Source organism: Streptomyces sp. NPDC054849 (assembly GCF_053610945.1).
The window spans coordinates 1-21,589 of sequence record NZ_JBSGZI010000123.1 but is presented as its reverse complement, the minus strand read 5'-3'; the positions used below and the strand labels follow the sequence as shown (position 1 = coordinate 21,589).

Below are 21,589 nucleotides of genomic sequence, written 5' to 3'. Positions count from 1 at the left end.
TCTGCAGGCCTTCGACATCGCCTTCGACGGCCGACTCTCCGTCGGCCGCCGTTAACTCACACCACACGAGTTACACCGTTGGCTGGACAGACCCGCATCGCCGGGCAGGCCCTTCCGTACGTGCGGGGACCGGCGCTATCCGGCCAGGCAGGACGGGCCGAGCAGCACCTTGAGGTCGCCGAAGAGGGCCGGGTCGGGCTGGACGCGGTGCTTGTCGAGGCGCAGCACGGTGGTGGTGCGCGGCCCCTGGAGTTTGATCCGCACCTCGGTGTTGCCCTTGTGGTGGCGCAGGATCTCGCCCAGACGGGTCACCATGGGCGGCGTGACCTTGACGGTGGGGATGGTGAGGACCACCGGGGCGTTGGTGCCGGCCGAGGTGAGGTCGGGGACCATCATCTCCATGGCGACGAGGCGGGGGACGTCCTCGCGCTTGTCGAGGCGGCCCTTGACGAAGACCACGGTGTCCTCGACCAGCTGGGTGGAGACGAGCTGGTAGGTCGCCGGGAAGAACATGCACTCGATGGAGCCCGCCAGGTCCTCGACGGTGGCGATGGCCCAGGCGTTGCCCTGCTTGGTCATCTTGCGCTGGAGGCCCGAGATGATGCCGCCGATGGTGACGACCGCGCCGTCGGAGTGCTCGCCGCCGGTGAGCTGGGAGATGCCGGCGTCCGTCTTGTCGGACAGCACGTGCTCCAGGCCGAAGAGCGGGTGGTCGGAGACGTAGAGGCCGAGCATCTCGCGCTCCTGGGCGAGCAGGTAGGACTTCTCCCACTCGACGTCGGAGAACTCCACGTCGAGGCCGAAGCCCGGCTCGTCGCCCGCGTTCTCGTCACCCATTCCGCCGAACAGGTCGAACTGCCCCTCGGCCTCCTTGCGCTTGACCGCGACCACGTTGTCGATCATCGACTCGTGGTGGGCGACGAGGCCCTTGCGGGTGTGGCCCATCTCGTCGAAGGCGCCGGCCTTGATCAGCGACTCGACGGTCCGCTTGTTGCAGACGACGGCCTCGACCTTGTCCAGGAAGTCGGGGAAGGAGGAGAACTTCCCCTTGGCCTTCCTGGTCTTGATGATCGACTCGACGACGTTGCTGCCGACGTTGCGGACGGCGGTGAGGCCGAAGAGGATCACGTCGTCGCCCTGGGCGGCGAAGTTCGGCTCGGACTCGTTGACGTTCGGCGGGAGCACCTTGATGCCCATGCGGCGGCACTCGTTCAGGTAGATCGCGGACTTGTCCTTGTCGTCCTTGACCGAGGTGAGCAGGCCCGCCATGTACTCGGCCGGGAAGTTCGCCTTGAGGTAGGCGGTCCAGTAGGAGACCAGGCCGTACGCGGCCGAGTGGGCCTTGTTGAAGGCGTAGCCGGCGAAGGGGACCAGGACGTCCCACAGGGCCTGGATCGCCTTGTCGCTGTAGCCGTTCTTCCGGGCGCCCTCCTGGAAGATGGTGAAGTTCTTCGCCAGCTCCTCGGGCTTCTTCTTGCCCATCACGCGGCGCAGGATGTCGGCCTCGCCGAGCGAGTACCCGGCGATGATCTGGGCGGCCTTCTGCACCTGCTCCTGGTACACGATCAGGCCGTAGGTGACCGCGAGCACCTCTTCGAGGGGCTCCTCCAGCTCCGGGTGGATCGGGGTGATCTCCTGCTGCTTGTTCTTGCGCAGGGCGTAGTTCGTGTGCGAGTTCATGCCCATCGGGCCCGGCCGGTACAGGGCCGAGACGGCGGAGATGTCCTCGAAGTTGTCGGGCTTCATCAGGCGCAGCAGGGAGCGCATGGGGCCGCCGTCGAACTGGAAGACGCCGAGGGTGTCGCCGCGGCCGAGCAGTTCGAAGGTCTTGGGGTCGTCGAGCGGCAGGGCCAGGAGATCGATGTCGATCCCCTTGTTGGCCTTCACCATCTTGACGGCGTCGTCCATGATCGTGAGGTTGCGCAGGCCGAGGAAGTCCATCTTCAGCAGGCCGAGCGACTCGCAGCTCGGGTAGTCCCACTGGGTGATGGTGACGCCGTCGGTGTGCCGCACCCAGACGGGTACGTGGTCGGTGATCGTCTCGCTGGACATGATCACGCCGGCCGCGTGCACGCCCATCTGGCGGACCAGGCCCTCCACGCCGCGGGCGGTGTCGATGACCTTCTTCACGTCCGGCTCGTTCTCGTACATCCCGCGGATCTCGCCGGCCTCGCCGTACCGGGGGTGCGAGGGGTCGAGGATGCCGGAGAGCGGGATGCCCTTGCCGAGGACGTCGGCGGGCATGGCCTTGGTGAGCCGGTCGCCCATGGCGTAGGGGTAGCCGAGGACGCGGGCGGAGTCCTTGATCGCGTTCTTGGCCTTGATGGTGCCGTACGTACCGATCATGGCGACCTTGTCGGCGCCGTACTTCTCGGTCACGTACCGGATCACCTCGACGCGCCGGCGCTCGTCGAAGTCGATGTCGACGTCGGGCATGGAGACGCGCTCGGGGTTCAGGAAGCGCTCGAAGATCAGACCGTGCGTGAGCGGGTCGAGGTCGGTGATGCCCATGGCGTACGCGACGATCGAGCCGGCCGCGGAGCCTCGGCCCGGGCCCACCGCGATGCCCTGGTTCTTGGCCCACATGATGAAGTCGGCGACCACGAGGAAGTAGCCCGGGAAGCCCATCGAGATGATCGTGTCCATCTCGTACTCGGCCTGCTTCATCCGGTCGTCCGGGATGCCTCCGGGGTAGCGGCGGTGCATGCCGCGCATGGTCTCCTCGCGGAACCAGGTGACCTCGGTGTAGCCCTCCGGGATGTCGAACTTCGGCATCAGGTTCCGGAACTGGAACATGCCCTCGGTCTCGATCTGGTCCGCGACCAGCTTCGTGTTGGCGCAGCCCTCCTGCCAGGCGTCCGAGGAGTCGATGGCGTACATCTCGTCCGTGGACTTCAGGTAGTAGCCGGTGCCGTCGAAGCGGAAGCGGTCGGGGTCCGAGAGGTTCTTGCCGGTCTGGATGCAGAGCAGGGCGTCGTGGGCGCCGGCCTCGCTCGCGTAGGTGTAGTGCGAGTCGTTCGTCACCAGCGGCGGGATGCCGAGCTTCTTGCCGATCTCCAGCAGCCCGTCGCGGACCCGGCGCTCGATCTCGATGCCGTGGTCCATCAGCTCCAGGAAGTACCGGTCCTTGCCGAAGATGTCCTGGTACTCGGAGGCGGCCTTCAGTGCCTCGTCGAACTGGCCGAGGCGCAGTCGGGTCTGCAGCTCGCCCGAGGGGCAGCCGGTGGAGGCGATCAGCCCCTCCGACCACTTGGAGATCGTCTCCTTGTCCATGCGCGGCCACTTCGTGAGCCAGCCCTCGGCGTACGCGTCCGACGACAGCCGGAAGAGGTTGTGCAGACCGGTGGCGTTCGCCGCCCAGATCGTCTTGTGGGTGTAACCGCCGGAACCGGAGACGTCGTCGCGCTTCTGGTGCGGCTGGCCCCACTGGATGCGGCGCTTGTTGCGCCGGGACTCGGGGGCGACGTACGCCTCGATGCCGATGATCGGCGTGATTCCGGCCTTCTGCGCAGAATGGAAGAAGTCGTACGCACCGTGCAGGTTGCCGTGGTCGGACATGGCGATGTGCGTCATGCCCATCTCATTGCACGCGTTGAACATGTCCTTCAGCCGCGCGGCACCGTCCAGCAGCGAGTACTGGGTGTGGACGTGCAGGTGCGTGAACGGCGGCTTGGTCACGGTGTGAGTCCTCCGGAGGGGAGAGAGGGGGCAGCCTCGAAGTCTACGTCGCCGGACCGACACAGAAGGGTCGCACCGAGTCTCCCGTGGCGCGGGCACTCACGGGTACGGTCGGGCGTTGCAGAACCAGGATCACCGAACCGGCGTCCCGTCGGGCAGGACCTGTACCACCCCGTGCACCAGGAGGCATCCGCCATGGCGGTTCCCGAGACGACCGACGAGCAGCGCGCCGAACAGATCCTCGACGTGTTCGACACCGCGTTCGGTGAGCTGCTCGCCGCCGACCCCGCCGCCTTCCAGGTCAAGTTCCGCAAGATGGCGGCCTCGGCCTTCGCCTTCTACCGGGGCACCGCCTGCCTGTTCTACTCCGACCTGGAGCGGGACCGGCACGGCGGCCCGTACCTGGACGAGCGGACGGGCCGGGTCTGGATCCACGGCGATCTCCACGCCGAGAACTTCGGCACGTACATGGACTCCCACGGCCGGCTGATCTTCAACGTCAACGACTTCGACGAGGCCTACGTCGGCCCCTTCACGTGGGACCTGAAGCGGTTCGCCGCCTCCGTCGCCCTGATCGGCTACACCAAGGCGCTCAGCGACGACCAGATAAGCGAGCTGGTGCGGATCTACGCCGGCGCCTACCGGGAGCGGATCCGCCGCCTGGCCGTCCGGGGCGAGGCCCCCTACAAGGACGAGGTGCCCTCCTTCACCCTGGACACCGCCGAGGGCCCGCTGCTGGCCGCGCTGCGCTCGGCCCGCTCCCGCACCCGCTTCGCCCTCCTGGACTCGATGACGGAGATACGGGACTACGAGCGCCGCTTCACCTCCGGCGCAGGCTCCGTCGAGCTGGACGCCGCCACCCGCTACAAGGTCCTGGCCGCCTTCGACGGATACCTGGAGACCCTCCCCGACGAGTCCCTCGTGCGGCCCGACTCCTACCGGGTCAAGGACGTGGTGGGGCGCCGGGGCGTCGGCATAGGCTCGGCGGGCCTGCCCTCCTACAACATCCTGCTGGAGGGGCACAGCGACGCCCTGGAGAACGACGTCGTGATCTACCTCAAGCAGGCGCAGACCCCGGCGGTCTCCCGGCACATCACGGACCGGGCGGTGCGGGAGTACTTCCGGCACGAGGGGCACCGCACGGTGATCTCGCAGCGCGCCCTGCAGGCGCATGCAGACCCGTGGCTGGGCTGGACGGAGCTGGACGGGGCGGGTCAGCTGGTGGCGGAGGTCTCCCCGTACGCGGTTGACCTGGACTGGTCGGACCTGGACGACCCGGAGGAGATCGCGGCCGTCGTCGCGGACCTGGGCAGGGCGACGGCGACCATGCACGGCGCCGCCGACGCGGACGAGAGCGGACAGACCCTGGTCCCCTTCTCCACGGAGCGGGCCATCGACGCGGTGATCTCGGCCGACGAGAAGGGCTTCGCGGAGCTGCTGGTGGACTTCGCCCACGCGTACGGCGCCCGGGCGCGCGCCGACCACCAGATCTTCGTGGACCTGTTCCGCAACGGCCGTCTCACGCCGTAGCGCCGGACCCCCGGGGGTCTCTTGCCGATCATGCGGGGTGACCGGCGAGACACCCCCTCAGGGCCCTCTTCCACAGGTACGCATGGGAGACTCGCGGCGATGGACATTTCAGGAATGGGGCTTCGAGGGCTGCGTGCCGCGCTGTTCAGCGCGCTCGTCGTGCTGCTCTCGGCCGGCTCGCACGTCCTCATGTCCCAGGTTCCGCTGCCCCCCGCACTGGTGGGCGGGGCCTTCGCCGCAGTGTTCGTGATCGCCTACGCGCTCGCGGGCCGCGAACGGGGCTTCGGCCCCATCGCCGGTCTGCTCGTACCGCTGGAGCTGGCCGCCGACACCGTCTTCACCACCGGACAGCACCTCTGCTACGGCCCGGCCGGCGGCCCCGTCTCGGGCCCGCTGCGCGCGATGGGTCTGGACGCCTTGTGCGGCGGCACTCCGGTGGGCGGACCGCTGGCCGAGGTCGCCGGGCCCGCCGCCGATCCCGCCGCGCTGCTGGCCGCCCCCGGGCCCTGGTCGCCCTGGCTGCTGCTCGGGGTCCACGTCTCGGTCGGCCTGCTCGCCGCCGCGTGGCTGCGCCACGGCGAGCGGGCGCTGGGCCGGCTGCTGCGCGCGGTGGCCGCCTTCGCGTTCCGGCCGCTGCTGCTGGCGGTGGCCGCGGCCGCCGTGGCCTGCGGGCCTGCCGGGCGGGTGCTGCGGTCGGCGCTCGTGGGCACGGGGGCCCGTACGCGATTCCCCGCACACTCCGTGGGACGGCGGGGACCCCCCGTGCTCGGCGCGCTCGCCCGCGCCTGACGCACGTACGGCAGTCCCTTTCACACGTCACACCCCACGGAGATCACGATGAGTTCACGCAACAGCCAGGCGAACAAGGCAGCGGCCCGCGAGCGGCTGCGCGCCGAGCGCGAGGCCCAGGCGAAGAAGGACAGGGTGCGCCGCCAGGTGACCGTGGCCGGCGCGGTCCTCGCCGCGCTCGGCCTGGTCGGCGCCGTCGGCTACGCGGTCGTGCAGGCCAACCAGCCCGATCACTGGGAGAAGGCCGCCACGGCCGCACTGGTCAAGCCGAAGAACACCGAGGGCGAGGACGGCACCACGGTCGTCGTCGGCAAGGCCGAGGCGAAGAAGACCCTGGAGCTGTACGAGGACTCGCGCTGCCCGGCCTGCGCCGGCTTCGAGCAGGCGGCCGGCGAGCAGATCAAGAAGGACGTGGACGCGGGCAAGTACAAGCTCCAGTACATCGGCGCCACGTTCATCGACAACGCCGTCAAGGGGGAGGGCTCGAAGAACGCCCTGAGCGCGCTGGGCGCGGCGCTGAACGTCAGCCCGCAGGCCTTCCTCGACTACAAGGCCGCGCTGTACTCCAAGGAGCTGCACCCCGAGGAGACCGTCGACAGCTTCGCCAAGGACGACTACCTGCTGAAGGTCGCGGACACCGTCCCCGCCCTCAAGGGGAACGCCGAGTTCAAGAAGGCCGTCGAGGACGGCACCTACGACCGGTGGGCGCTGGAGATGTCCAAGGCCTTCGACAAGTCGGGCGTGAAGGGGACGCCGACTCTGAAGATGGACGGCAAGAAGATCGAGACCCCGCAGACGGCGGAGCAGTTCACGGCGGCGATCGACAAGGCCCTGCAGGGCTGATAGCCGGACAATCCGGGAAGCGTTTTCCGGACAGGCCGCATCAACAGGCGGGCGAACTCCCAGAGTTCGCCCGCCTGTTGCATTCCCATGTCTGTTCCACCGGGTGTACCCGTCGGTAATATGACCATCCGTGACCAGTCATCTCATCCCTTCTCAGACCGCGGCAACTCCCCGTCGCCGTACGGTCGTCCTCGCCGCCGCGGCCACGGCCGCGCTGGCCCCCCTCACCGCACTGGGCGCCTCGGCCGCCCACGCGGCGGGCTCCGGCACCGACGGCAATACCAGTGCAGGAACCTTCCTGCACGGCGTCGCCTCCGGCGACCCGCTCCCCGACGGGGTCCTCCTGTGGACCCGCGTCACCCCCACCCCCGAGGCCGTGCCCGGCTCCGGCGTCGGCCCCGCCACCCAGGTGGGCTGGGAGGTGGCCTCGGACAAGGCCTTCTCCCGCATCGTCACCTCCGGCACCGTCACCGCGAGCGCCGCCACCGACCACACGGTCAAGGTGGACGTACGCGGACTGCAGCCGCAGACGCCGTACTGGTACCGGTTCACCGCCGGCTCCACCGTCTCCCCCGTCGGGCGCACCCTGACCACCCCGGGCCACGACGTGACGACCGACGGGGTCCGTTTCGGCGTGGTCTCCTGCGCCAACTGGGAGTCCGGCTACTTCTCCGCGTACCGCCACCTGGCCGCCCGCACCGATCTGCACGCGATCCTGCACCTGGGCGACTACATCTACGAGTACCAGACCGGGGGATATCCGGAGGCGAAGTACGTCGTCCGCCCGCACGAGCCGAAGCACGAGATCGTCTCGCTGGCCGACTACCGCACCCGGCACGGCACGTACAAGACGGACGCCGACCTCCAGGCGCTGCACCAGGCCCACCCGGTCATCGCCATCTGGGACGACCACGAGTTCGCCGACGACACCTGGTCCGGCGGCGCCGACAACCACACGCCGGGCGCCGAGGGCGAGTGGGCGGCCCGTGCGGCCGCCGCCAAGCAGGCGTACTTCGAGTGGATGCCCGTACGCACCTCCATCGCGGGCACCGTCTACCGGCGGCTGCGCTTCGGCACCCTCGCCGACCTGCACCTGCTGGACCTGCGCTCCTTCCGTTCACAGCAGGTCAAGACGGGCAGCGGCTCGGTGGACGACCCGGAGCGCACCATCACCGGGCGGGCCCAGCTGGACTGGCTCAAGTCGGGCCTCGCGGGCTCGAACGCGACCTGGAAGCTGGTCGGCACCTCGGTGATGATCTCGCCGGTGGCCTTCGCCTCGCTGCCCGCTCACCTGATGAAGCCGCTGGCCAAGCTGCTCGGCCTGCCCGAGGGCGGCATAGCGGTCAACGTAGACCAGTGGGACGGGTACACGGACGACCGCAAGGAGCTGCTGGGTCACCTCAAGGACCGGAACGTCAAGAACACCGTGTTCCTGACCGGTGACATCCACATGGCCTGGGCGAACGAGGTCCCGGTGAACATGGCGACGTATCCGGGTTCAGGCACGACGGCGACCGAGTTCGTCGTCACGTCGGTGACTTCGGACAACCTCGACGACATCCTGCACGTGCCGGCGGACACCGCCTCGCTGGTCGCCGAGTCGGCCGTCAAGGCCGCCAACTGGCACGTGAAGTGGCTCGACATGGACGCGCACGGCTACGGCGTCCTGGACGTGACGGCGGAGCGCTCGCAGATGGACTACTACGTCGTGTCCGACAAGCGGCAGCAGGCCGCCACGTCCGCGTGGACCCGTTCCTACCGCACCCTGAACGGGACCCAGAAGGTGGAGAGGTCCTACCAGCCGGTCGGCTGATTGACCGTCAAATCTCCTGCGACACGGGGCGCCTGGTACATACCAGGCGCCCCGCGTGCGTTTGTGGCAACAAATCTTTTACGTAAGACCCTTGACCTGAATATGTCATGCCCACATAAGCTTCGCGCCAGCTGAAGAAGATCCTTCAGGCCACCACCCCCCACCACCCCCCACCCGCGAGGAGCACACGTGCGCGCAATTGCTCGCATATCCCCCCTTCTTCGCCGCCGCCTGATGGGCACGGCGGTTTTGGCCGGAACCCTGGCTTTCACCCCCCTTGCCGCCCCCACCACGCTGGCGGCCGCCAAGACCCCGGCCGAGGTGTGCGCGGAGGAGTCCACCGGCGCGGCCAACGCGCGCGTGGCCCGCGGCCACGAGGCGCACGCGGACGAGCCCAACGAGGTCACCGAGGCCCAGGCGAAGGCCATGGACGCCGACCTCAAGGCGAAGCTCGACAAGGCCCTCAAGAACCAGCCGCAGCGCAGCCTCAGCGCTGCCGAGGCCGTGGTGAACATCCCCGTGTACTTCCACGTGGTGCACTCGGGCACCACCGGAAAGCTGTCGTCCACGGCCGTCAACAACCAGCTGGCGGTCCTCAACGCGGCCTTCGGCGGCCAGGGCACCGGCAACGTCAACACGAACTTCCAGTTCACCCTGGCGTCCACCGACTACACGGACAACGCCTCCTGGTACAACCTGGCCTCCGGCTCCCAGGCCGAGAAGGACATGAAGAACACCCTGCGCCAGGGCGGTCCGGGCGCGCTCAACTTCTACACGGCCAAGCTCTCCGGCGGCCTGCTGGGCTGGGCGACCTTCCCGACCTCCTACGCCTCCAGCCCCAAGATGGACGGCGTGGTCGTGCTCGACAGCTCGCTGCCCGGCGGCACGGCGGCCAACTACAACGAGGGCGACACCGCGACCCACGAGGTCGGCCACTGGCTCGGGCTCTACCACACCTTCCAGGGCGGCTGTAACGGCAACGGCGACTACGTCTCCGACACCCCGGCCGAGAAGAGCGCCGCGTACGAGTGCCCGACCGGTCGCGACAGCTGCGCCAGCAAGCCCGGCGTGGACCCGATCCGCAACTTCATGGACTACACGTACGACTCGTGCATGTACCAGTTCACCGCCGGCCAGGTGGCCCGCATGTCGAGCAGCTGGACGGCCTACCGGGCCGGCTGACCCACTGCCGAGCTGAAAAGGGCCCGGTCCGGCATCCGCCGGGCCGGGCCCCTCGGTTCGCGGCTGCAGGACTGCTACAGGCTGCCGAGGAAGCCGATCGCCACCTTCCAGGTCTGCTCGGCGGCCTGCGCGTCGTAGTCGTCCAACTCCGGGTCGGTGAACAGGTGTCCGGCGCCCGGGTAGCTGTGGACCTCCACGTCCGCCCCGGCCCGCTGCATCCGCAGGTACCAGGCGGTCAGCCAGTCGTGCGGCTCGAACGGGTCCGGGTCCGCGATGTGCAACTGCACGGGAAGCCCGTCCACGGAGGCCTCGTCGTCCAGGTCCGCCGTCCCGTGCAGGAGCAGCAGCCCGCGCGCCTTCTCGTCGGCCAGCGCCAGGTGCTGGGCGATCGAGCCGCCGAAGGAGAAGCCCGCGTAGACGAGGCCCTGGTCGGAGTACGGAGCGGAGGCCAGCACCGCGCGCTTCAGCAGTTCGTCTCGGCCGATCTCGTCCTGGTGGGCCATGCCCTCCTCGACGGTCCCGAAAGTGCGTCCCTCGAAGAGATCCGGCACCTGGACCTGGTGCCCGGCCGCGCGCAGCCGGTCGGCCGCCGCGTGCACCGCGGGCCGCAGCCCGTACGTCGAATGGAAAAGCATGATGTTCATGCCTCCATCGTGCCAGCTACGTTCATCCCCATGGAGATGGAGAACGTCCTGCGCCCCGTGACGGTCATCGGCGGCTCGCTGGTCGCCACCCTGATCGCGGGCTGGCTGCTGGACCTGCTGCTGCGCCGAGCCGACGCCCGGCACGCCGAGACCCCGCTGTGGGGCCTGCTGCGCCGCTGCCGGCTGCCCTTCCAGGTGGTGCTCTGCACCTCGCTGCTCAGAGCCTCGTACCGGCAGGCGGGGATCCTCCCCGACCACACCGTCGGCGTCGGCCGGTTCCTCACCCTGGTGCTGATCGCCTCCGCCGCGTGGCTGGCCGTGCGCATCGCGACAGCCGCGGTCGACTCGACCTACGCACGCTACGCCGCCGTGACCGAGGACGACGCCCGGGTCCGCCGGGTCCGCACCCAGGTGACGCTGATCCAGCGGGTGGTCACGGCGCTGGTGGTCGTCGTCGCCGTGGCGGCCATGCTGCTGACCTTCCCGCCGATGCGTACGGTCGGCGCCTCCCTGCTCGCCTCCGCGGGCGTCCTCGGCATCGTGGCGGGCATCGCCGCCCAGGCCGCGCTGGGCAACCTCTTCGCCGGCCTCCAGATCGCCTTCGGCGACACCGTCCGCATCGGGGACACGGTGGTGGTCGACAAGGAATGGGGCCGGGTCGAGGAGATCACCCTGACCTTCCTGACCGTCCGCACCTGGGACGAGCGCCGCATCACGATGCCGGTGTCGTATTTCACAAGCAAGCCGTACGAGAACTGGTCGCGCGGCGGCGCGCAGATGACCGGCACGGTCTTCTGGCACCTGGACCACAGCGCGCCGCTCGACCTGATGCGGGAACGGCTCCAGGAGATCCTGAAGGAACTCCCGGAGTGGGACGGCCGCGGAGGCGGCCTGGCTGTGACGGACACCACTGCGCACACGGTCCAGGTCCGCGCGGTGGTCACGGCGAAGGACGCCGACGACCTGTGGACGCTGCGCTGCGCGGTCCGCGAGCGCCTGATCACCTGGCTGGTGACCCACCACCCCTACGCCTTGCCCCGCATCGCGACCTCGGAGGCCGCCCCCCGGCCGGGCGCCTGACGCGGATACCGCAAGATCCAGCCCCGTCGGAGTGTGAGGCGCGGGGGTCCGGGGCCCGGCCCCCGGCAGCGGCGGCGCAGTCGGGTCAGGACGTCAGCAGCGCGGCGGCGCACTCCTCGGCGAGGTTCTCCGCGTGCGCCGGCAGCGGCCCCCCGGCGCGCAGGTGCCGGCGGACGACCGAGAGCGGCAGGTCGATCAGGGCCAGGGTGACGCGGTCACGGCCCTGTGCGTCCGTCGCGCCGAGGGACGCGGCGAGCGTGCCGATGGCCGCGTACACGCGCTGGTTCCCGGAGTCGGCCCGCCGGACGTGCTCCTCGGACCAGTCGGCGCGGCCGAACTCCGCGGGGCCGTAGAGGAGGAGGGCGGCCTCGCGCGGATGCGCGCGGCTCCACGCCACGACGTGCCGGGCGGCCGCGCGGGCGGCCCGCCGGGGGTCGGCGTCGCCGTGGAGCGTGGCGTAGTAGCCCTCCTGGAACCGCTCCACGGTCCGCAGCCACACCTCGGCGAGCAGAGCCGTGCGCCCGGCGAAGCGGTGGTACATGGAGCCGCTCGGTGCGCCGATCGCCTGGGCGACGGCGGACATGGTCACGCCGCCCGGCCCGGCGGTGGCGGCCAGCACGACGGCGGCGTCGAGGATCTGGTCGGTGTCGAAGCGGGGTGGTCGCGCCATGAATCAGAGAGTACCCTCCAGATTATTAGAGACTCCTCTCTAATAATGAGAAGGGGAGGGCGCAATGGGCGTCTACAACGTGCACGAACGCCTGCTGGCGGCAAAGGCGAGCGAGGTGGGCGCGCTCGTCGACACGCTGGCGGCCGGAGACGACGACCGGTTGTGGCCGGGCGGCGTGTGGGACGCGATGGAGTTCGACCGCCCCCTGGCGGTGGGCGCGGTGGGCGGCCACGGGCCCGTCCGTTACACGGTGGCCGCGTACGTGCCCGGGACATGGGTCCGCTTCACCTTCACCGGGCCGCGCGGATTCCACGGCTTCCACGAGTTCGCCGTCCTGCCGGTCGATGCGGAGCGCACCGTGCTGCGGCACACCCTGGCGATGACCACCAGCGGCCTGGCCCGCGTCACCTGGCCCCTGGCCTGGCGGCCGGCGCACGACGCCTGTCTGGAGGACAGCCTGGACCGCGCCGAACGCGCCTGCACGGGCACCATCGCCCGCCCCGCCCGCTGGTCCCCTTACGTCCGCTTCCTCCTCGCACTGGCCCGTCTTGCTTCCTAGGTACTTGGGAGTCCCGACAACGCCGCGAGGTGCGGTGCCGGGCAGCGCGGGCCCGGCAAGATCCGAAAGACCCGCCCTAGGGCGAGCGCAGGCTCCGTACGTCGAGATGCCGCAGCACCCGGTCCACGATCTCCGGATCGGAGCCGGGTTCGCTGCGGGCGGCCAGTACCTCGTGGCGCGCGGCGGACATCATCTCCCGCTGGATCCGCTGGATGTCGCGCAGCCGCTGCACCCGCTGCGCGTACGCCTCGCGCCGTTCCTCGTCCACCATGTCGGGGCTGATCCTGGCCCCCACGTCGTAGGCCCGCCGGTGCAACTGCTCGACCAGGTCCTCCGCCAGGTCCTCCTCCTGCTCGATCTCCTTCAGCCGCCGCTTCGCGGCCCGGGCGGCGCGGATCGCCAGCTGCCGCTCGGCGTCCTTCCCGGCGTCCGAGTCGGCCTCCACCCCCAGCCGCCGCACCAGCCACGGCAGGGTCAGCCCCTGGCACACCAGGGTCGCCATGATCACCGCGAAGGCGATGAAGATGATCTGGTCCCGACCGGGGAAGGGGTCACCGGCATCCGTCCGCAGCGGAATCGCGAGGGCCAGGGCCACCGAGGCCACCCCCCGCATCCCGGCCCACCACATCACCACGCTCTCCCGCCAGCTCAGCGGGATCTCCTCGTCGTAGTCGCGCCGCCGGTGCAGCTTCTTGGCGAGCCAGCCGGCCGGCAGCAGCCACACCAGCCGTACGCCGACCACCACCGCGACCACGGCCACCGCCCACCCGGCCATCTCCCACGCGCGGCCGCTCGCCGTCCCGAAGACGTTGTGGAGCTCCAGCCCGATCAGCCCGAAGGCCACCCCGGTGACCAGCATGTCGACGACTTCCCAGAAGGTGTGCCCGGCGAGGCGGCCCAGCACGTCGTCGGCGTCGGTCGCGTACTCGGCCAGGAACAGGGCCGTCGTCAGCACGGCCAGCACCCCCGATCCCCGCAGCTCCTCCGCCACCACGTAGGCCACGAACGGCACCAGGAGCGTCAGCCCGATCTGCAGCGTGGCGTCACCGAGCCGCCCCATCAGCCGGTTGGCGGCCCAGCCGAGCGCGAGCCCCACGGCCACCGCCACCACGGCCGAGAGCACGAACTCCCCGAGCGCCTCCGGCCAGGAGAAGCTGCCGCTGACGACGGCGCCGACGGCCACGTGATAGAGCACGATCGCCGTCACGTCGTTGAAGAGCCCCTCGCCCTCCAGGATCGACACCATCCGGCGGGGAAGCCCGAGCGATCCCGCGACGGCGGTGGCCGCGACCGGATCGGGCGGGGCGACGAGCGCGCCGAGCGCGACGGCCGCGGCGATCGGCAGCCCGGGCACGACGGCGTGCGCGACGGCGGCCACGGCGGCGGTCGTGACGAACACCAGGGCCACGGCCAGCAGGAGGATGGGCCGGACGTTGGCGGCGAACTGCCGCCAGGAGGTGCGCTGCACGGAGGCGTACAGCAGCGGTGGCAGCACCAGCGGCAGGATGAAATCGGGCGGGACCTCGACGTTCGGCACGGCCGGGACCAGCGCGAGGACCACCCCGCCGATGGTCATGAGCACGGGCGCGGGCAGCCCCAGCCGGTCCCCGAGCGGCACCGTGACCACGGCCCCGAGGAGGAGCACGAACAGCAGAGCAAGCTGATCCACTCCCCCACCCTGCCAGCCCGCTGCGCTTGGCGGTGCGGTGTGTCGGGTCCGCGCCCACGTGTCGGGCCGGCGCCCGCATCCGTGACGGCGCCCGCATCCGTGACGGCGCTCCGCGCCGCACCCCTACGGCGCTCCGCGCCCGCGCCTCACACGCCGGCGGGGCTGGATCGCAGGGCTACGGCAAAGGGCGCCGCATCGCTCGGTGCGGGATGCCCGCGTCTTCGAACTCCGGGCCGTAGGCCTCGTACCCGAGCCGCTCGTAGAAGCCGAGCGCATGCGTCTGCGCGCCCAGGTCCACGGCCGTCAGGCCGAGCCGGCCCCCCTCGGCCTCGAGCGCCCGGACCAGCGCCACGCCCACGCCCAGCCCGCGCGCGGTCTTGGCGACGGCCAGTCGCCCGAGCGAACCCACCCCGACGGCGTCGGGCCCGATCTTGCCCAGGGCGGCGGCGCCGTACAGCAGCCGTCCCGTGCCCAGCGGCTCTCCGTCCGCCCCCACGGCCAGCACGTGGACCGCACCCGCGTCGTACGCGTCGTACTCGATCGACTCCGGCACCGACTGCTCGATGACGAACACCTCGTGCCGTACGGCGAAGCACGCCGCCCTGTCGGCCTCGGAGTCCGCGACCCGTACCTCGAAGCCGACGGCGGTCACTCGCTCTCCGCCCGGATCACGTCCAGCGCGTGCTGGAGGTCCGCCGGGTAGGTGCTCTCGAATTCCACCCACTGCCCGTCGGACGGGTGCTCGAAGCCGAGCCGCACCGCGTGCAGCCACTGCCGGGTGAGGCCGAGCCGCTTCGCGACGGTCGGGTCGGCGCCGTACGTCAGGTCGCCGACGCACGGGTGCCGGTGCGCGGACATGTGGACGCGGATCTGGTGCGTACGCCCGGTCTCCAGCTTGACGTCCAGCAGCGAGGCGGCGCGGAAGGCCTCGATCAGGTCGTAGTGCGTGACGGAGTCCTTGCCGTCCTGCGTCACGGCCCACTTGTAGTCCGCGCTCGGGTGGCGGCCGATCGGCGCGTCGATGGTGCCGCTCATCGGGTCCGGGTGGCCCTGCACCAGCGCGTGGTAGCGCTTGTCCACGACCCGCTCGCGGAACTGGTTCTTCAGCGAGGTGTACGCGCGCTCCGACTTCGCGACGGCCATCAGGCCGGACGTGCCGACGTCGAGGCGGTGCACGATGCCCTGGCGCTCGGAGGCGCCGGAGGTGGAGATGCGGTAGCCGGCCGCGGCGAGACCGCCGATGACGGTGGTGCCGGTCCAGCCGGGGCTCGGATGCGCGGCGACGCCCACCGGCTTCATGATGACGACGATGTCGTCGTCATCATGGACGATCTCCATGCCCGGGACGGGCTCGGCGACGACCTCGACCGGCCGCGGCGGCGCGGGCATCTCGACTTCGAGCCAGGCGCCACCGTGCACACGCTCGGACTTCCCGACGACACTGCCGTCGACCGACACCTTCCCCGCGGCCGCGAGATCGGCCGCCTTCGTCCGGGAGAAACCGAACATACGGGCGATGGCGGCGTCGACGCGCTCGCCCTCGAGGCCATCGGGAACGGGCAGGGTGCGGATCTCGGGAATCGTACTCACCCGTCGAGTATGCAGGACTCGACGATGGGGCAGTCCCGCGATCAGTCCTTGTGGACGGTGCCGTCCGGGTCCAGACCCTTGAACGACAGCAGCACGATGAGGATGCCGCCGCACACGATCGCCGAGTCGGCGAGGTTGAAGACGGCGAAATGGGCCGGCGCGATGAAGTCCACGACCGCGCCCCGGAACACACCCGGCGAACGGAAGATCCGGTCGGTCAGGTTGCCCAGCGCACCGCCCAGCAGCAGACCCAGCGCGATCGCCCACGGCAGGCTGTAGAGCTTGCGGGCCAGCCGCACGATCACCACGATCACCGAGGCCGCGATGCAGGTGAAGATGATGGTGAAGGCCTCGCCGAAGCCGAAGGCCGCGCCCGGGTTGCGGACCGCCTCGAACCTCAGCAGGTCACCGATGATCTCGATCGGCGGCTGGTGCTCCAGCTTCGCCACGACCAGCATCTTGGTGCCGAGGTCCAGCAGGTAGGCGAGCAACGCCACGACGAGCAGCGCCGTGATCCGCCGGTGCCCCTTGGGCCCGACGGACTCCGGCTGGGCGTCGTCCCCGACCTCCGGCGTACCGATGATGCGCTCCGCCTCTGCCACGTGAGTCCCTCGAACTAGCTCGAATCAGGCTCCTCCTGGACCCTGACGAGACACGAGGGTACGTCAGGGCCCCCGTGCACCGCCTGCCCCACCTCCCACCGCGTGCCCGGCCCGTGCCCTCCGCGCGTCCTCCGGTGTCCCGCCCGTGCCCCGCTAGTGCCGCCTCTCCTGCTTCTGCTTGCAGTCCACACACAGCGTGGCCCGCGGGAAGGCCTGCATCCTGGCCTTGCCGATGGGCTGCCCGCAGTTCTCGCAGAGCCCGTACGTGCCCGCCTCCAGCCGTTCCAGGGCCCGCTCGGTCTGCTCCAGCATCGAGCTGGCGTTCGCCGCGAGCGCCAGCTCGGACTCCCGGGTGATGTTCTTGGTGCCGGTGTCGGCCTGGTCGTCGCCCGCGCCGTCGCCCGAGTCCCGCATCAGGCCCGAGATGGCCACCTCGGAGGCCTCGAGCTCGGCACGCAGCCGCAGCACCTCCGACAGCAGCTCCGTACGCGCGTCCTCGACCTCCTTGGGCGTCCAGGGGTCCTCCCCGGGCCGTACGGCGAGCTCGCCGGGGGCCAGGGCCGCCGTGGCCCGTGTCTTGGGCAGCCCGCTGGTGGCGGCCGCGGCCGTCTTCCTCGCCGTACCGGTGCTCTTCTTGGCAACCACTTTCCGGACTCCCGTCTCCTTCGCGGCGTGCGCCGCCCCCTCGGCCCCGGCCCTCTTGGCCGTGGCCGTCCGCTTCTCGACGGCGGTCGTCTTCGCGACGGCGGTCGCCTTCCCGGCCGGGGCCTTGCCGGCCCGGGCCTTCCCGACCGGAGCCCCGTCGGCCGGCGCCTTGTCCGCGGCAGCGGTCTTCCGGGCGGCGGCCGCCTTCTCGGCGGGAGCCACGTCCTCCGGGACCGCCGCCTTCCCGGTGGCCTTTCCGACAGCCTTCTTGGCAGTACCGGCGGTCTTCTTCGCCACCATGGTCGCGGCCCCTTCACATACTGTGATCATTGCTCGCGAATCGTGCCGGAACGATAAATCGGCTCCAGCCCCGCGGCAACGGGGCACGCATCCATCGAGGTCAACCTGCCTCCGTTGTGCCCATCCGCAGGCCCGGTAATCCGCCACTCCCGCCCCACCCGCGTCCGGACCGGCGCGTCGGGCCCATTCGGGTCACCCGCGGACCTGTCCCGTCCCCCCGGCCGCGCCCCCGTCGCGCCCCCGCCACGCCGGTCCGGCGGCCCCCGCACGGGCCCCCGTAAACCGGTCTGCCGCGCGCCCGCCCGGCCCGTACACTGGCCCCAGCGAAAGGCATGGACGGGGACGAGTAGCGTCGGACGCAGCCAGGAGCGACCCGGGGACGGTGAGAGCCCGGGGGCGAGCGCGATGTGAAGGATCACCCCTGAGCCGCCGGAAGAAAGCCCGCACGGATCCCCGTAGGGCGAGTAGAACCGGCTTCGCACCCCAATGAGGGGGCCACCGGACCCGTCCGGCGGCCAAGGAGGGTGGTACCGCGGGAGCAGCAGTCGGCTCTCGTCCCTCCGGACGGAAGTGACATCCCGCCGGAGGAAGAGTTCAGCCTCATGACCACACCGCCGCAGTACCGCCCGGTACCCGCCCAGGTCGACCTGCCTGCCCTCGAGCACGCGGTCCTCGACTTCTGGCGCGAGAGCAAGACCTTCGCCAAGACCCTGGAGCAGTCCGAGGGCCGCCCCGAGTGGGTCTTCTACGAGGGCCCGCCCACCGCGAACGGCATGCCCGGCGCGCACCACATCGAGGCCCGCGTCTTCAAGGACGTCTTTCCCCGCTTCCGCACCATGCGCGGCTACCACGTGGCCCGCAAGGCCGGCTGGGACTGCCACGGCCTGCCCGTCGAGCTCGCCGTCGAGAAGGAGCTGGGCTTCAACGGCAAGCAGGACATCGAGGCGTACGGCATCGCCGAGTTCAACGCCAAGTGCCGCGAGTCCGTGACCCGCCACACCGACGCGTTCACCGAGCTCACGACCCGCATGGGCTACTGGGTCGACCTGGACGACGCCTACCGGACCATGGACCCCGAGTACGTCGAGTCCGTGTGGTGGTCGCTGAAGGAGATCTTCAACAAGGGTCTGCTCACCCAGGACCACCGTGTCGCCCCCTGGTGCCCGCGCTGCGGCACCGGCCTGTCCGACCACGAGCTGGCCCAGGGCTACGAGACGGTCGTCGACCCCTCGGTCTTCGTCCGCTTCCCGCTGACCTCCGGCCCGCTGGCCGGTCAGGCGGCGCTGCTGGTCTGGACGACGACCCCCTGGACCCTGGTGTCCAACACCGCGGTCGCCGCGCACCCGGAGGTCGCGTACGTCGTCGCGACCAACGGCACGGAGCGGCTGGTCGTCGCCCAGCCGCTGCTGGAGAAGGCCCTCGGCGAGGGCTGGGAGGCCACCGGCGAGACGTTCACCGGCAAGGAGATGGAGCGCTGGACCTACCAGCGCCCCTTCGAGCTCGTGGAATTCCCGGAGCCGGCCCACTACGTCGTGAACGCCGAGTACGTCACCACCGAGGACGGCACCGGTCTGGTCCACCAGTCCCCCGCCTTCGGCGCCGACGACCTCGCGGTCTGCCGCGCGTACGGCCTGCCCGTCGTGAACCCGGTCCGCCCGGACGGCACCTTCGAGGAGGAGGTACCGCTGATCGGCGGCGTCTTCTTCAAGAAGGCCGACGAGAAGCTGACCGCCGACCTCGACGCGCGCGGCCTGCTCTTCAAGCACATCGCCTACGAGCACAGCTATCCGCACTGCTGGCGCTGCCACACGGCACTGCTCTACTACGCGCAGCCGTCCTGGTACATCCGCACCACCGCCGTCAAGGACGCGATGCTGCGGGAGAACGAGAAGACCAACTGGTTCCCCGACTCCGTCAAGCAGGGCCGCTTCGGCGACTGGCTGAACAACAACATCGACTGGGCGCTGTCCCGCAACCGGTACTGGGGCACCCCGCTGCCGATCTGGCGGTGTGAGGAGAACCACCTCACCTGCGTCGGCTCGCGGGCGGAGCTGACCGAGCTGTCCGGCACGGACCAGTCCGCCCTGGACCCGCACCGCCCGTACATCGACGACGTCACCTTCCCCTGCACGGCCGAGGGCTGCGAGCTGACCGCCGTCCGCGTGCCCGAGGTCATCGACGCCTGGTACGACTCGGGCTCGATGCCGTTCGCGCAGTGGGGATATCCGTACAAGAACAAGGAGATCTTCGAGAAGCGCTACCCGGCGCAGTTCATCTCGGAGGCCATCGACCAGACGCGCGGCTGGTTCTACACGCTGATGGCGGTCGGCACCCTCGTCTTCGACAAGTCCTCCTACGAGAACGTGGTCTGCCTGGGCCACATCCTCGCCGAGGACGGCCGCAAGATGTCCAAGCACCTGGGCAACATCCTGCAGCCCATCCCGCTCATGGACCAGCACGGCGCGGACGCGGTGCGCTGGTTCATGGCGGCCGGCGGCTCCCCGTGGGCGGCGCGCCGCGTCGGCCACGGCACCATCCAGGAGGTCGTCCGCAAGACCCTCCTCACGTACTGGAACACGGTCGCCTTCCAGGCCCTGTACGCCCGTACGTCGAACTGGGCGCCGTCCGCGGCCGACCCGGCCCCGGCCGACCGCACGGTCCTCGACCGCTGGCTGCTCTCCGAGCTCCACACCCTGGTCGCCGAGGTCACCGAGGCGATGGAGTCGTACGACACCCAGCGGGCCGGCAAGCTCCTCTCCGCATTCGTCGACGACCTCTCCAACTGGTACGTCCGCCGCTCGCGCCGCCGCTTCTGGCAGGGCGACGCGTCCGCGCTGCGCACCCTGCACGACGTGGTCGAGACGGTCACCCGCCTGCTGGCTCCGCTGACCCCCTTCATCACGGAGCGGGTCTGGCAGGACATGGTCGTCCCGGTCACCCCGGACGCCCCCGAGTCCGTCCACCTCTCGACGTGGCCGGAGGCGGACTCCTCCCAGGTGGACCGGACCCTGTCCCAGCAGATGCTGCTGGTCCGCCGCCTGGTCGAGCTGGGCCGCGCCACGCGCGCCGAGTCGGGCGTCAAGACCCGCCAGCCGCTGTCCCGCGCCCTGGTCGGCGCGGTGGGCTTCGACGCGCTCTCCCCCGAGCTGCAGTCGCAGATCACCGAGGAGCTGAACGTCTCCTCCCTGGCCTCGCTCTCGGAGGTCGGCGGTTCCCTGGTGGACACCACGGCGAAGGCGAACTTCCGCGCGCTGGGCAAGCGCTTCGGCAAGGGCGTCCAGGACGTGGCGAAGGCGGTGGCCGCGGCCGATGCGGCGGCGCTGTCGCTGGCCCTGCGAGGCGGCTCCGCCGAGGTCGAGGTGAACGGCGAGTCCGTGGCCCTCACCCCGGAGGAGGTCATCATCACGGAGACCCCGCGCGAGGGCTGGTCGGTGGCGTCCGACGCGGGCGCGACGGTGGCGCTGGACCTGGAGATCACTCCGGAGCTGCGGCTGGCGGGCCTGGCCCGTGACGCGATCCGGCTGATCCAGGAGGCCCGTAAGAACTCCGGCCTCGACGTGGCCGACCGCATCGCGCTGCGGTGGTCCTCTCCGGACCCGGAGGTCGTGACGGCCCTGACGGAGCACGCGGCGCTCATCGCGGACGAGGTCCTGGCCACGGACTTCGCGGACGGCTCGGCCGATGCGACGTACGGAGACCCGTTCACGGACGAGCCCCTGTCCCTGACCTTCCGCCTCCGCAAGGCGTAGCCCGGCCGAAGAGGCCCGTACCCCCTGGTGAGGGGGTACGGGCCTCTTCGCTGTCCCACCTCACTGCACGGCGCTGCGCGCCCGCGCCGCCTCACACGCCGGGGGGGCTGTACTGCAAGCCCGTCCGGCATCATCCAGCCCCGCCGGCGTGTGAGGCGCGGGGGTCCTGGGCGGAGCCCCGGGAACCGTGCCGCGCCCGGGGCACGCAAACGGGCCGGGCCCGAGGTTTCGGTGGAAACCCGGGCC

The 21,589-nt window shown here is 70.6% G+C and carries 16 protein-coding genes; 8 read left to right on the top strand and 8 right to left on the bottom strand.

What is annotated here, in order from left to right; genetic code table 11:
• Positions 1-135: 135 nt before the first annotated feature.
• Positions 136-3,678: a DNA polymerase III subunit alpha gene (gene dnaE, locus ACWGIF_RS33885; protein ID WP_453503261.1), complete on the bottom strand. Its 3,543-nt coding sequence runs from the start codon at positions 3,676-3,678 to the stop codon at positions 136-138.
• A gap of 195 nt (positions 3,679-3,873) precedes the next feature.
• On the opposite strand from dnaE, the gene ACWGIF_RS33880 reads away from it, so the two are divergent.
• The 5 genes from ACWGIF_RS33880 to ACWGIF_RS33860 all read left to right on the top strand — a co-directional run bounded on the left by ACWGIF_RS33880 (position 3,874) and on the right by ACWGIF_RS33860 (position 9,835).
• Positions 3,874-5,208, top strand: a complete 1,335-nt coding sequence (locus tag ACWGIF_RS33880; RefSeq protein WP_453503259.1) for a DUF2252 domain-containing protein — start codon at positions 3,874-3,876, stop codon at positions 5,206-5,208.
• A 99-nt stretch (positions 5,209-5,307) separates the two neighbouring features.
• Positions 5,308-5,997 (top strand): hypothetical protein, encoded by a 690-nt coding sequence (locus ACWGIF_RS33875; RefSeq protein ID WP_453503257.1) that lies wholly within the window; start codon positions 5,308-5,310, stop codon positions 5,995-5,997.
• A gap of 48 nt (positions 5,998-6,045) precedes the next feature.
• The gene (locus ACWGIF_RS33870) at positions 6,046-6,840 is read left to right on the top strand and encodes a DsbA family protein (protein WP_453503255.1); all 795 of its coding nucleotides are present in this window, start codon (positions 6,046-6,048) and stop codon (positions 6,838-6,840) included.
• A 130-nt stretch (positions 6,841-6,970) separates the two neighbouring features.
• Positions 6,971-8,653 carry an alkaline phosphatase D family protein gene (locus ACWGIF_RS33865; protein ID WP_453503254.1) on the top strand — a complete coding sequence of 561 codons (1,683 nt, stop codon included), beginning with the start codon at positions 6,971-6,973 and terminating at the stop codon, positions 8,651-8,653.
• Between the two features lie 234 nt (positions 8,654-8,887).
• On the top strand, positions 8,888-9,835 hold the full coding sequence (locus ACWGIF_RS33860; protein WP_453503264.1) for a zinc metalloprotease: 948 nt from the start codon (positions 8,888-8,890) through the stop codon (positions 9,833-9,835).
• A 74-nt stretch (positions 9,836-9,909) separates the two neighbouring features.
• On the opposite strand, the gene ACWGIF_RS33855 is transcribed toward ACWGIF_RS33860, so the two are convergent.
• On the bottom strand, positions 9,910-10,479 hold the full coding sequence (locus ACWGIF_RS33855) for a dienelactone hydrolase family protein (RefSeq protein WP_453503253.1): 570 nt from the start codon (positions 10,477-10,479) through the stop codon (positions 9,910-9,912).
• Between the two features lie 36 nt (positions 10,480-10,515).
• Between ACWGIF_RS33855 and ACWGIF_RS33850 the strand changes: the two genes are divergently transcribed.
• Complete coding sequence (locus tag ACWGIF_RS33850) at positions 10,516-11,559, top strand: mechanosensitive ion channel family protein (protein WP_453503262.1); 1,044 nt, start codon at positions 10,516-10,518, stop codon at positions 11,557-11,559.
• 85 nt (positions 11,560-11,644) lie between these two features.
• On the opposite strand, the gene ACWGIF_RS33845 is transcribed toward ACWGIF_RS33850, so the two are convergent.
• Positions 11,645-12,229: a TetR/AcrR family transcriptional regulator gene (locus ACWGIF_RS33845; protein ID WP_453503252.1), complete on the bottom strand. Its 585-nt coding sequence runs from the start codon at positions 12,227-12,229 to the stop codon at positions 11,645-11,647.
• Positions 12,230-12,293: 64 nt separating this feature from the next.
• Between ACWGIF_RS33845 and ACWGIF_RS33840 the strand changes: the two genes are divergently transcribed.
• Positions 12,294-12,788: an SRPBCC family protein gene (locus tag ACWGIF_RS33840; protein WP_453503250.1), complete on the top strand. Its 495-nt coding sequence runs from the start codon at positions 12,294-12,296 to the stop codon at positions 12,786-12,788.
• A gap of 76 nt (positions 12,789-12,864) precedes the next feature.
• Here the strand turns inward: ACWGIF_RS33840 and ACWGIF_RS33835 are convergent, their stop codons facing one another.
• From ACWGIF_RS33835 to ACWGIF_RS33815, 5 genes are all read right to left on the bottom strand, one after another.
• Positions 12,865-14,457: a Na+/H+ antiporter gene (locus ACWGIF_RS33835; RefSeq protein ID WP_453503249.1), complete on the bottom strand. Its 1,593-nt coding sequence runs from the start codon at positions 14,455-14,457 to the stop codon at positions 12,865-12,867.
• A 175-nt stretch (positions 14,458-14,632) separates the two neighbouring features.
• Complete coding sequence (locus ACWGIF_RS33830) at positions 14,633-15,109, bottom strand: GNAT family N-acetyltransferase (RefSeq protein WP_453503247.1); 477 nt, start codon at positions 15,107-15,109, stop codon at positions 14,633-14,635.
• Positions 15,106-16,047, bottom strand: coding sequence for an RluA family pseudouridine synthase (locus ACWGIF_RS33825; RefSeq protein ID WP_453503246.1), 942 nt, complete (start codon positions 16,045-16,047; stop codon positions 15,106-15,108). Before ACWGIF_RS33825 ends, ACWGIF_RS33830 begins: the two co-directional genes overlap by 4 nt.
• A 41-nt stretch (positions 16,048-16,088) precedes the next feature.
• On the bottom strand, positions 16,089-16,649 hold the full coding sequence (gene lspA / locus ACWGIF_RS33820) for a signal peptidase II (RefSeq protein ID WP_453503245.1): 561 nt from the start codon (positions 16,647-16,649) through the stop codon (positions 16,089-16,091).
• Between the two features lie 153 nt (positions 16,650-16,802).
• Positions 16,803-17,594 carry a TraR/DksA family transcriptional regulator gene (locus ACWGIF_RS33815; RefSeq protein ID WP_453503243.1) on the bottom strand — a complete coding sequence of 264 codons (792 nt, stop codon included), beginning with the start codon at positions 17,592-17,594 and terminating at the stop codon, positions 16,803-16,805.
• Between the two features lie 602 nt (positions 17,595-18,196).
• On the opposite strand from ACWGIF_RS33815, the gene ileS reads away from it, so the two are divergent.
• Positions 18,197-21,343 carry an isoleucine--tRNA ligase gene (gene ileS, locus ACWGIF_RS33810; RefSeq protein WP_453503241.1) on the top strand — a complete coding sequence of 1,049 codons (3,147 nt, stop codon included), beginning with the start codon at positions 18,197-18,199 and terminating at the stop codon, positions 21,341-21,343.
• The last annotated feature ends 246 nt before the right edge of the window (positions 21,344-21,589 follow it).